We start from the raw sequence: 12,343 nt of genomic DNA, 5'->3' as shown, positions 1-12,343 counted from the left end.
GCGCCATGGCAATCGGAAAGCGTTTGAAGAAGGCCCGCGAAGGTATTGACCGCGAAAAGCTTTACCCGCTCGCGGACGCCATCAAGCTGGTCAAGGAGCGGGCCAAGTCGAAATTCGACGAGACCATCGAGGTCGCGATCAATCTCGGCGTCGACCCGCGTCACGCCGACCAGATGGTGCGCGGCGTGGTGACCCTGCCGAACGGCACCGGCCGCACGCTCCGCGTCGGCGTGTTCGCCCGCGGCGCCAAGGCGGATGAGGCCAAGGCGGCGGGTGCCGACGTTGTCGGCGCCGAAGACCTGGTCGAGAAGGTGCAGGCCGGCAATATCGACTTCGACCGCTGCATCGCCACCCCCGACATGATGCCGCTGGTCGGCCGCCTCGGTAAGGTGCTTGGTCCGCGCGGCATGATGCCGAACCCGAAGATCGGCACCGTGACCATGGACGTCACCGGCGCCGTGAAGGGCGCCAAGGGCGGCTCGGTCGAGTTCCGCGTCGAGAAGGCCGGTATCATCCAGGCTGGCGTCGGCAAGGCCTCGTTCTCCGAGGACAAGCTGGTCGAGAACATCAAGGCGCTCGCGGACGCCGTGGTCAAGGCCAAGCCGGCCGGCGCCAAGGGCACCTACGTCCAGCGCGTGGCGGTTTCCTCCACCATGGGCCCGGGCGTGAAGGTCGAGCCGGGCACGCTGCTGGGCTAACCGCTGGCAAGGTGCATGAATAAAGAGGGCGGGATCGGGCAGCCGGTTCCGCCCTTCGCTTTACGGCGTGGCGTAGCTTGCAGGAAAGAACAACAATGCCCGATAAGGTCCTGATCTATTCGCGCTTTCCCAAGGCCCAGCTCCAGCGCTTCGGCGAGCGCTACGAACTGTTGAACGCCGCCGGCAAGCGGCTGAACGAGGCGTTCTCGGCTGCGGAACTCGCCGACATCCGGGCGCTGATCACCGCCGGCGGCAGCGGGCGGCTCGGGGCCGACGCCATGGACATAATGCCGAAGCTCGGCGCGATCATCTGCTACGGCACCGGCTATGACGGCATCGATCTTGCGGCCGCCGCGAAGCGCAACATCGCGGTCGGCAACAGTCCCGGCGCGAATGCGGCCTCGGTGGCCGACATTGCGGTGACGCTGATGCTGGCGGCGGTCCGCCGGCTGCTGGTCGCGGACAATTATGTGCGGAGCGGCGACTGGGCGGGGGCAAAACCATCGCCGATGATGCGGCCGCTGGCCGGCATGCGCGGCCGCAAGGTCGGCGTCTATGGCATGGGCGAGATCGGCCGCAAGATTGCCGCGCGCGTCGCCGCCTTCGAGACCGAAGTCGGCTATTTCAGCCGCAGCCGGCACGACGTGCCGTATCAGTATTTTTCGAGCCTCGAGGCGCTGGCCGACTGGTGCAGCGTCCTGATGATCGCGGTGCGGGCCGGGCCGGACAACAACCACGCCGTCAATGCCGACATCCTACGGCGGCTCGGCAGCGACGGTTTGGTCGTCAACATCTCACGCGGCTCCGTGATCGACGAGGCCGCGCTGGTTGCGGTACTGTCGGACCAGACGATCGCCGGCGCCGGCCTCGACGTCTACGCAACCGAGCCGCACGCGCCGGACGCGCTCACCGCGTTGCCGAACGTGGTACTGACGCCCCATATCGGCGGCCACACCCTGGAATCGCATGTGGCGATGCAGGACTGCGTGCTGGCCAATCTCGAGGCTTTTTTCGCCGGCAAACCGCTGCCTTATCCGGTTCGGCTCGCCTGATCTGTCCGCGGCCCGAATTTTGCTCTTGGCAAGCGCGGGCCGAGCCGCTAAATAGCGTCCTCCGGGCGTGCTGGCGGTCGCTGGCACGCTCGTGCTCGCATTCCGAAAACTTGGCTCGATAGGAGAGTTTTCCTTCCAGGCAATCCACTTGGATTGCTCGAAAGGAAGCGACCCCGTCGGCCCCGTTGGGATGAGGGCAGGGGCTGCGGCTTAAGCCGTTGGCCTCGATCCTGTCCGAGACTGCAGGCGCCCGCGACAAACTTCGGTTTTTCAACGGCTTAATCGCATGGCCTGCATAGACGGGTGAAAACCGGATTTGCTTCGCGCGGAGCCTTAAGCGGGCCTTGCAGAAGCCGACTTGGTTCGAACCTCGACAGCCCGCGGCCGAAAGGCCGACGGGAGGGCAGGCTTCAAGAATGTCGTCTTGCCCGGCGTGTCCCTCGGACTTCGGTCCCGAGGCATAAGGTTTGGGTGGGACGATGGGTGCAACCCGGCGGTCCCGCGCGAGCGAAAGACCGCCAACCGGAGAGAGCTTGCTGTGGAACGAGCGGCAAAGAAAGAGGCGGTCGAACAGCTCAACGAGGTCTTCAAGACCACGAGCGTTGCGATCGTTGCTCACTATTCCGGCCTCACCGTCGCCCAAATGCAGAAGCTGCGCATGCAGATGAAGCAGGCGGGCGCCTCGGTGAAGGTCTCGAAGAACCGTCTCGCCAAAATTGCTCTTGAAGGCACTGACGTCGCTGCCATCGGCTCCCTTCTGAAGGGGCCGACCGTGATCGCTACCTCCAACGATCCGGTTGCGGCGCCAAAGGTTGCCATTGATTTCGCCAAGGCGAACGAGAAGTTCGTCATCCTCGGCGGCTCGATGGGTAAAACCGTCCTGAATGTCGATGGCGTCAAGGCGCTTGCCTCGCTGCCGTCGCTGGACGAACTGCGTGGCAAGATCGTCGGCCTCATCGTGGCCCCGGCGACCAAGCTCGCCCAGCTCTCCAATGCGCCCGCGGCCAAGCTCGCGCGCGTCATTCAGGCTCATGCCTCAAAGGGCGAAGCGGCCTGACGCCCTTCGCAAAACTCAAACCCTGGTTCGAACCAAACGTTTAAGGAAACAGATCAATGGCTGACTTGCAGAAAATCGTCGACGACCTCTCGAGCCTCACCGTGCTCGAAGCGGCCGAACTCGCAAAGCTCCTGGAAGAGAAGTGGGGCGTGTCCGCCGCCGCTGCCGTGGCAGTGGCTGGTCCCGCCGCTGGTGGCGCCGCCGCCGCTCCGGCCGAAGAAAAGACCGAGTTCTCGGTCGTGCTGGCTGCGGCCGGCGACAAGAAGATCGAGGTCATCAAGGAAGTCCGCGCCATCACCGGCCTGGGCCTGAAGGAAGCCAAGGACCTTGTCGAAGGCGCTCCGAAGCCGGTCAAGGAAGGCGTCAACAAGGAAGAAGCCGACAAGATCAAGGCCCAGCTCGAGAAGGCTGGCGCGAAGGTCGAACTCAAGTAATGCGCGAGGCGGGGGTGCGCCCGGCGCGCCCCCCGCCATGCAAAAGGCGTGCGACGGGTTGTCGCGCTACGGGTTATACACAAAAAAGTGTGGGGATTCGTAGACTTAACCCTCGAATCTCCATGATCGCCGTCCCATATCGGGGTGGCAGCGGAAAACACGGTTGGCGGCGGGGGCGGCAGGGCTTCCACGGGAACCGTTGGGAGACAGGCAGATTTCGGGCTTTTTCAGTCCGTGAAGCGAGAAGTTTTGACGGGCGGGTGCGTCAAGCGCCCCGCGCGTCCTTTTGCGTTTTGAAGGTGACAAGAACGAATTGAGGATTTGGTTCCTGAATTTGGCCCTTGTTCCTTCGAAACGAATCGAAATTCAACCCGGGCGCGGTGGCAGCCGCGCTCCGGAAGGTACGCCCCAAAAGGGCGGCGAAAATGAGAGGCCCCGATGGCGCAGCAGACATTCACCGGTCGCAAACGCGTACGCAAGTTCTTTGGTCACATCAAGGAAGTCGCGGAGATGCCGAACCTCATTGAGGTTCAGAAGGCGTCCTACGACCAGTTTCTGATGGTCGATGAGCCCCAGGGGGGGCGGGCGGACGAAGGCCTGCAGGCCGTGTTCCGTTCCGTGTTCCCGATCTCGGACTTCTCCGGCACCTCAATGCTGGAGTTCGTGCGCTACGAGTTCGAGCCGCCGAAATATGACGTCGACGAGTGCCGCCAGCGCGGCATGACCTTCGCTGCGCCGCTCAAGGTGACGCTGCGCCTCATCGTGTTCGATATCGACGAGGAGACCGGTGCCAAGTCGGTCAAGGACATCAAGGAGCAGGACGTCTACATGGGCGACATCCCGCTCATGACCATGAACGGCACCTTCGTCGTCAACGGCACCGAGCGCGTCATCGTCTCCCAGATGCACCGCTCGCCGGGCGTGTTCTTCGACCACGACAAGGGCAAGACCCACTCCTCGGGCAAGCTCCTGTTCGCGGCGCGCGTGATCCCCTATCGCGGCTCCTGGCTCGACATCGAGTTCGACGCCAAGGACATCGTGTTCGCGCGCATCGATCGCCGCCGCAAGATTCCCGTGACCTCGCTGATGTACGCGCTCGGTCTCGACGGGGAGCAGATCCTTTCGACCTTCTACAAGAAGATCAGCTACAAGCGGACCAAGGAAGGCTGGCGCGTGCCGTTCGACGCCAACCGTTTCCGCGGCTATTCCACGGTCAACGACCTGATCGACGCCGACACCGGCAAGGTCGTGCTCGAGGCCGGCAAGAAGCTCACCGTTCGCCAAGCCCGCCTGTTGCAGGAGAAGGGCCTCAAGGCGTTGCGTCTGTCGGATGAGGAACTGGTCGGCAATTACCTCGCCGAGGACCTCGTCAATCCGAAGACCGGCGAGATCTACGCCGAAGCCGGCGAGGAGATCACCGAGAAGCTCCTGAAGTCGCTCAACGAGCAGGGCTACAAGGACCTGCCGCTGCTCGACATCGACCACGTCAACGTCGGCGCCTATATCCGCAACACCCTGTCGGCTGACAAGAACATGACGCGCGAGGACGCGCTGTTCGACATCTACCGCGTGATGCGTCCCGGCGAGCCGCCGACGCTGGATTCGGCGCAGGCCATGTTCCAGTCGCTGTTCTTCGATTCCGAGCGCTACGATCTCTCCGCGGTCGGCCGCGTCAAGATGAACATGCGCCTCGAGCTCGATGCGCCCGACACCCATCGCACGCTGCGCAAGGAAGACATCCTCGCCGTCATCAAGACGCTGGTCGACCTGCGCGACGGCAAGGGCGAGATCGACGACATCGACCATCTCGGCAACCGTCGCGTGCGCTCGGTCGGCGAACTCATGGAGAACCAGTACCGCATCGGCCTGCTCCGCATGGAGCGCGCGATCAAGGAGCGCATGTCGAGCGTCGATATCGACACCGTCATGCCGCAGGACCTGATCAACGCGAAACCGGCGGCGGCCGCCGTGCGTGAATTCTTCGGCTCCTCGCAGCTCTCGCAGTTCATGGACCAGACCAACCCGCTCTCGGAGATCACCCACAAGCGGCGCCTGTCGGCGCTTGGCCCGGGCGGTCTGACCCGCGAGCGCGCCGGCTTCGAGGTGCGCGACGTGCACCCGACGCATTACGGTCGTATCTGCCCGATCGAGACGCCGGAAGGTCCGAACATCGGCCTGATCAACTCGCTCGCGACGTTTGCGCGCGTCAACAAATACGGCTTCGTCGAGACGCCCTACCGAAAGATCAAGGAGGGTCGCGTCACCGACGAGGTGGTGTACCTGTCGGCGATGGAGGAGGGCCGCTACCGCGTCGCGCAAGCCAACGTGCCGCTGGATCCGAAGGGCCGCTTCACCGAAGACCTCGTGGTCTGCCGTCATGCCGGCGAAGTGTTGCCGGTGACCCCTGACAAGGTCGACTACATGGACGTGTCGCCGAAGCAGCTCGTTTCGGTGGCCGCCGCGCTGATTCCGTTCCTCGAGAACGACGACGCCAACCGCGCGCTCATGGGCTCGAACATGCAGCGCCAGGCGGTGCCGCTGGTTCGCGCCGAGGCGCCGTTCGTCGGCACCGGCATGGAAGGCGTGGTTGCCCGCGACTCGGGCGCCGCGATTGCGGCCCGCCGCTCGGGCGTGATCGACCAGATCGACGCCACCCGCGTCGTCATCCGCGCCACGGAAGATCTCGATCCGACCAAGTCGGGCGTCGATATCTACCGTCTGATGAAGTACCAGCGCTCCAACCAGTCGACCTGCATCAATCAGCGTCCGCTGGTGAAGGTGGGGGACATCGTCAAGAAGGGCGACATCATCGCTGACGGTCCGTCGACCGATCTCGGCGAGCTTGCGCTCGGCCGCAACGTGCTGGTCGCGTTCATGCCGTGGAACGGCTACAACTTCGAAGACTCGATCCTGCTCTCCGAGCGGATCGTGAAGGACGACGTCTTCACCTCGATCCACATCGAGGAGTTCGAGGTGATGGCCCGCGATACCAAGCTGGGTCCGGAGGAAATCACGCGCGACATTCCGAACGTTTCGGAAGAGGCGCTGAAGAACCTCGACGAAGCCGGCATCGTCTATATCGGCGCGGAAGTGCGCGCCGGCGACATCCTGGTCGGCAAGATCACGCCGAAGGGCGAAAGCCCGATGACGCCGGAAGAGAAGCTGCTCCGCGCCATCTTCGGCGAAAAGGCCTCCGACGTCCGCGACACCTCGCTCCGCGTGCCCCCGGGCGTGCAGGGCACGATCGTGGAAGTCCGCGTGTTCAACCGCCACGGCGTCGACAAGGACGAGCGTGCGCTGGCGATCGAGCGGGAGGAGATCGAGCGTCTCGCCAAGGACCGCGACGACGAGCAGGCGATCCTGGACCGCAACGTCTACAACCGTCTCGCCGAGCTCCTGGAGAACCGCCAGGGCATCTCCGGTCCGAAGGGCTTCAAGAAGGACACCAAGATCACCCGCGCGGTGCTCGATGAGTATCCGAAGTCGCAGTGGTGGCTGTTCGCCTCGCCCAACGACAAGCTGATGGCCGAGATCGAGGCGATGCGTAAGCAGTACGACGAGTCGAAGAAGGGGCTCGAGCAGCGCTTCCTCGACAAGGTCGAAAAGCTGCAGCGAGGCGACGAACTGCCGCCCGGCGTGATGAAGATGGTCAAGGTCTTCGTCGCGGTGAAGCGCAAGATCCAGCCCGGCGACAAGATGGCCGGCCGCCACGGCAACAAGGGCGTGGTGTCCAAGATCGTGCCGATCGAGGACATGCCGTTCCTCGAGGATGGTACGCATGCGGACATCGTGCTGAACCCGCTCGGCGTGCCCTCGCGCATGAACGTCGGCCAGATCCTCGAGACGCATCTCGGCTGGGCCTGCGCCGGCCTCGGCAGGCGCATCGGCCAGACCATCGACGCCTATTACCAGAGGCAGGATCTCAAGCCGCTGCGCGAGACCCTGAAGAGGATCTATGGCGACGATGAAACGATCCGCTCGCTGAACGACAACGAGCTGATCGAGCTGGGCCGCAATCTGAGCCATGGCGTGCCGATCGCAACCCCGGTGTTCGACGGCGCCAAGGAGGCCGACATCGAGGAGATGCTGAAGCTTGCCGGCTTCGACGCTTCCGGCCAGTCGACCGTCTATGACGGCCGCACCGGCGATCCCTTCGATCGCAAGGTGACGGTGGGCTACATCTACATGCTGAAGCTGCACCATCTGGTGGACGACAAGATCCACGCCCGCTCGATCGGCCCGTACTCGCTGGTCACCCAGCAACCGCTGGGCGGCAAGGCGCAGTTCGGCGGCCAGCGCTTCGGCGAAATGGAGGTGTGGGCGCTGGAAGCCTATGGCGCGGCCTACACGCTGCAGGAGATGCTGACCGTGAAGTCGGACGACGTCGCCGGCCGTACCAAGGTGTACGAGGCGATCGTGCGCGGCGACGACACGTTCGAGGCCGGTATCCCCGAGTCGTTCAACGTGCTGGTCAAGGAAATGCGCTCGCTCGGCCTCAACGTCGACCTGCACAATTCCAAGGTGGGACCGGCGCCGACGTCGGAAGCGGCCGAGTAATTTCGTGAAGGCGGCGGTGACGCCGCCTTTGCCGCCGTCATCGTCCGCCAACGGGTCCGGCAAAAGGCCGGCCCGATGACAAGCTCCGGCGGACGATCCAGTAACCCGCGGCTGCGGTGATTACTGGATGCCCCGCCTTCGCGGGGCATGACAGAAAAGGAATGCATGGGCCGACGAAAGTCGGCAGACGGAGAAGACCATGAACCAAGAGATTATGAATCTTTTCAATCCGACGACGCCGGCCCAGGTCTTCGACCAGATCCGGATTTCGATCGCGTCCCCGGAGAAGATTCTGTCCTGGTCCTACGGCGAGATCAAGAAGCCGGAGACCATCAACTACCGCACCTTCAAGCCGGAGCGGGACGGGCTGTTCTGCGCCCGCATCTTCGGGCCGATCAAGGACTACGAGTGCTTGTGCGGCAAGTACAAGCGGATGAAGTACAAGGGCATCATCTGCGAAAAGTGCTCGGTCGAGGTCACGCTGTCGCGCGTCCGGCGCGAGCGCATGGGCCATATCGAGCTCGCAGCGCCCGTCGCCCACATCTGGTTCCTGAAGTCGCTGCCGTCGCGCATCGGCCTTCTGCTCGACATGACGCTGAAGGATCTCGAGCGCATCCTGTACTTCGAGTACTACGTCGTGCTCGAGCCGGGTCTCACCGCGCTCAAGGACCGTCAGCTCCTGTCGGAAGACGAGTACCTGAGGGCGCAGGACGAATACGGCCAGGACAGCTTCACCGCCATGATCGGCGCCGAGGCGATCCGTGAATTGCTGAAGGGCCTCGAGCTGGAGAAGCTCGAGCTCTCGCTGCGCGCCGAGATGCAGGAGACCGACTCCGACATCAAGCACAAGAAGCTCGCCAAGCGGTTGAAGATCGTCGAGGCCTTCCGCGTCTCCGGCAACAAGCCGGAATGGATGATCATGACGGTCATTCCGGTGATTCCGCCGGATCTCCGCCCGCTGGTGCCGCTCGATGGCGGCCGCTTCGCGACGTCTGACCTCAACGACCTCTACCGCCGCGTCATCAACCGCAACAACCGCTTGAAGCGGCTGATGGAGCTGCGCGCGCCCGACATCATCATCCGCAACGAGAAGCGCATGCTGCAGGAGGCCGTCGACGCGCTGTTCGACAACGGCCGCCGCGGTCGCGTCATCACGGGCGCCAACAAGCGTCCGCTGAAGTCGCTCGCCGACATGCTCAAGGGCAAGCAGGGGCGCTTCCGTCAGAACCTGCTCGGCAAGCGCGTCGACTATTCCGGCCGTTCGGTGATCGTGGTCGGTCCCGAGCTGCGCCTGCATCAGTGCGGCCTGCCGAAGAAGATGGCGCTCGAACTGTTCAAGCCGTTCATCTATTCGCGGCTTGACGCCAAGGGCCTGTCGACGACCGTGAAGCAGGCGAAGAAGCTGGTCGAGAAGGAGCGGCCCGAGGTCTGGGATATCCTGGACGAGGTGATCCGCGAACATCCGGTGCTCTTGAACCGCGCGCCGACGCTGCATCGCCTGGGCATCCAGGCGTTCGAACCGGTGCTGATCGAGGGCAAGGCGATCCAGCTTCACCCGCTGGTCTGCGCCGCGTTCAACGCCGACTTCGACGGCGACCAGATGGCCGTGCACGTTCCGCTGTCGCTCGAAGCGCAGCTCGAAGCGCGCGTCCTGATGATGTCGACCAACAACATCCTGCACCCCGCGAACGGCCAGCCGATCATCGTGCCGTCGCAGGACATCGTGCTCGGCCTCTACTACGTCTCGATCATGCGCGAAGGCCTGCCCGGCGAGGGCAAGATGTTCGGCGACATGGCCGAGCTCGAGCATGCCCTGCACTCGAAGGTCATCCACCTCCACACCAAGATCAAGTACCGGTGGGAGGGCCTCGACGAGGAAGGCAAGAAGAGCAAGCGCTGGATCGAAACCACGGCGGGCCGCGTCATGCTCGGCAACCTGCTGCCGAAGCACCCGAGGACTTCGTACGACATCATCAACAAGCTGATGACCAAGCGCGAGATCTCTGGCGTGATCGACCAAGTCTACCGGCACTGCGGCCAGAAGGAGACGGTGATCTTCTGCGACCGCATCATGGCGCTCGGCTTCTACAACGCCTTCAAGGCCGGCATCTCGTTCGGCAAGGACGACATGGTCGTGCCGGCGTCGAAGTGGAAGATCGTTGACCAGACCCGTACGCTGGCGAAGGATTTCGAGCAGCAGTACAATGACGGCCTGATCACCCATGGCGAGAAGTACAACAAGGTCGTCGACGCCTGGTCGAAGGCTGGCGAAGAAGTCGCCAAGGCGATGATGAAGGAGATCTCCTCGACCAAGAAGACGGCCAGCGGGGCGGATGCCGACATCAACTCGATCTACATGATGGCGCATTCCGGTGCGCGTGGTTCGCCGGCGCAGATGCGCCAGCTCGCCGGCATGCGCGGCCTGATGGCGAAGCCGTCGGGCGAGATCATCGAGACGCCGATCATTTCCAACTTCAAGGAAGGCCTCTCGGTGCTCGAGTACTTCAACTCGACCCACGGTGCCCGCAAGGGCCTCGCGGACACCGCGTTGAAGACCGCGAACTCCGGGTACCTGACCCGCCGCCTGGTCGACGTGGCGCAGGACTGTATCATCACGTCCAGCGACTGCGGCACCCATCTCGGCATCAAGATGCGCGCCATCATCGATGCCGGCACGGTGGTCGCCTCGCTCGGCTCGCGCATCCTGGGCCGCGTGGCCTGCGATGACGTGCGCGATCCAGCGACCAACGACGTCCTGATCGCGCGCGGAACGCTGATGGAGGAGTCCCATGTGGACGCCGTCCAGAAGGCCGGCATCCAGGAGGTGAAGATCCGTTCGGCGCTGACCTGCGAGCTCATCAACGGCATCTGCGCCAAGTGCTACGGACGCGATCTCGCCCGCGGCACCCCGGTCAACCACGGCGAGGCGGTCGGCGTGATCGCGGCGCAGTCGATCGGCGAGCCGGGCACGCAGCTGACGATGCGTACGTTCCACATCGGCGGCGCGGCGCAGATCAACGAGCAGTCGTTCGTGGAGTCGAACTTCGACGGCAAGATCGTGATCAGGAACAAGGCGATCGCCCGCAACAGCGAAGGCCACCTGGTCGCGATGGTTCGCAACATGGTGGTTGCGATCGTCGATGCCGACGGCACCGAGCGTGCGACCCATCGCATCCAGTACGGCTCGCGCATGCATGTCGACGAGGGCGATATGGTCAAGCGCGGCCAGCGCATCGCCGAGTGGGATCCGTACACCCGTCCGGTGCTCACCGAGGTCGAGGGTACGATCGGGTTCGAGGACCTGGTCGAGGGCCAGTCGATCTCGGAGACGCTGGACGAATCCACCGGTATCGCCAAGCGCGTCGTCATCGACTGGCGATCGACGCGTGGCGGCGCGGATCTGCGCCCGGCCATCGTGGTCAAGGGCAAGGACGGCAAGGTGATGAAACTGGCGCGTGGTGGCGATGCCCGCTACATGCTGTCGGTCGACGCGATTCTGTCGGTTGACGTCGGTGCGCAGGTGAAGCCCGGCGACATCCTGGCGCGTATCTCGACCGAGAGCGCCAAGACCCGCGACATCACCGGCGGTCTGCCGCGCGTGGCCGAACTGTTCGAGGCGCGCAAGCCGAAGGATGCGGCGATCATCGCGGAAGTGGCGGGCACCATCCGCTTCGGCCGCGACTACAAGAACAAGCGCCGCATCTCGATCGAGCCGACCGACAAGACCGAGGAGCCGCGCGAGTACCTGATCCCGAAGGGCAAGCACATCCACCTTCAGGACGGCGACATCGTCGAAAAGGGCGATTTCATCGTCGAAGGCAATCCGGCGCCGCACGACATCCTGGCGATCAAGGGCATCGAGGAGCTCGCTGCCTACCTGGTCAACGAAATCCAGGAGGTCTACCGGCTGCAGGGCGTGCTCATCAACGACAAGCACATCGAGGTGATTGTCCGTCAGATGCTGCAGAAGGTGGAGGTCACCGATCAGGGCGACACCGACATGATCTCGGGTGAGCAGGTCGACAAGATCGAGTTCGACGCGCTCAACACCAAGGCCAAGGAAGAGGGCAAGAAGCCCGCGACCGGAACCCCGGTGCTGCTCGGCATTACCAAGGCGAGCCTGCAGACCCGCTCGTTCTTCTCGGCGGCCTCCTTCCAGGAGACCACCCGCGTGCTCACCGAAGCCGCCGTCAACGGCAAGGTGGACCCGCTGGAAGGCCTCAAGGAGAACGTCATTGTCGGCCGGCTGATCCCGGCAGGCACGGGCGCCTCGATGGCTCGGATCCGCGAAGTCGCCATGAAGCGCGACAAGCTGATCCTCGACGAGCGCGAGAAGCAGGCGGCGATCGTGCCGTCCGCACCCGAAGCGGAGCCGCTGGCGCTGCCGCCTGCGGAGTAACACCCCGCAAAACTACGGTACTCACGAAAAGGCCGGCTTTTTGCCGGCCTTTTTGCTGCTCTCCTCTTGTGCTGCGCTGCAGGAACGCGCTTTGTTCATCTTTCCTTCAGACAGAAAAGCGCTTCTGCTAAGAGCGGCCGCGGCCG

General features: G+C 63.9%; 6 protein-coding genes. All 6 read left to right on the top strand.

The window, feature by feature from the left end:
- The first annotated feature begins 5 nt into the window (after positions 1 to 5).
- The 6 genes from rplA (at position 6) to rpoC (ending at position 12,197) form a co-directional block, all read left to right on the top strand.
- The gene (gene rplA / locus CWO89_RS04835; RefSeq protein WP_130577509.1) at positions 6 to 698 is read left to right on the top strand and encodes a 50S ribosomal protein L1; all 693 of its coding nucleotides are present in this window, start codon (positions 6 to 8) and stop codon (positions 696 to 698) included.
- A 95-nt stretch (positions 699 to 793) separates the two neighbouring features.
- Complete coding sequence (locus CWO89_RS04830; RefSeq protein ID WP_130577508.1) at positions 794 to 1,750, top strand: 2-hydroxyacid dehydrogenase; 957 nt, start codon at positions 794 to 796, stop codon at positions 1,748 to 1,750.
- 538 nt (positions 1,751 to 2,288) lie between these two features.
- Positions 2,289 to 2,807 (top strand): 50S ribosomal protein L10, encoded by a 519-nt coding sequence (gene rplJ / locus CWO89_RS04825; RefSeq protein ID WP_130577507.1) that lies wholly within the window; start codon positions 2,289 to 2,291, stop codon positions 2,805 to 2,807.
- Positions 2,808 to 2,863: 56 nt separating this feature from the next.
- On the top strand, positions 2,864 to 3,241 hold the full coding sequence (gene rplL, locus CWO89_RS04820; RefSeq protein WP_130577506.1) for a 50S ribosomal protein L7/L12: 378 nt from the start codon (positions 2,864 to 2,866) through the stop codon (positions 3,239 to 3,241).
- 438 nt (positions 3,242 to 3,679) lie between these two features.
- The gene (gene rpoB / locus CWO89_RS04815; protein WP_130577505.1) at positions 3,680 to 7,798 is read left to right on the top strand and encodes a DNA-directed RNA polymerase subunit beta; all 4,119 of its coding nucleotides are present in this window, start codon (positions 3,680 to 3,682) and stop codon (positions 7,796 to 7,798) included.
- 199 nt (positions 7,799 to 7,997) lie between these two features.
- Positions 7,998 to 12,197, top strand: a complete 4,200-nt coding sequence (rpoC, locus tag CWO89_RS04810) for a DNA-directed RNA polymerase subunit beta' (RefSeq protein ID WP_130577504.1) — start codon at positions 7,998 to 8,000, stop codon at positions 12,195 to 12,197.
- Positions 12,198 to 12,343 lie beyond the last annotated feature (146 nt).

The organism is Bradyrhizobium sp. Leo170 (assembly GCF_004296405.1).
Classification (GTDB): domain Bacteria; phylum Pseudomonadota; class Alphaproteobacteria; order Rhizobiales; family Xanthobacteraceae; genus Bradyrhizobium.
This window is presented reverse-complemented; position numbering and strand designations above follow the sequence as displayed.

Coding starts and splice junctions, on each gene's coding strand:
- rpoB (WP_130577505.1), top strand. CDS start 3,680: ATGGCGCAGCAGACATTCACCGGTCGCAAACGCGTACGCAAGTTCTTT.
- CWO89_RS04830 (WP_130577508.1), top strand. CDS start 794: ATGCCCGATAAGGTCCTGATCTATTCGCGCTTTCCCAAGGCCCAGCTC.
- rplL (WP_130577506.1), top strand. CDS start 2,864: ATGGCTGACTTGCAGAAAATCGTCGACGACCTCTCGAGCCTCACCGTG.
- rplA (WP_130577509.1), top strand. CDS start 6: ATGGCAATCGGAAAGCGTTTGAAGAAGGCCCGCGAAGGTATTGACCGC.
- rpoC (WP_130577504.1), top strand. CDS start 7,998: ATGAACCAAGAGATTATGAATCTTTTCAATCCGACGACGCCGGCCCAG.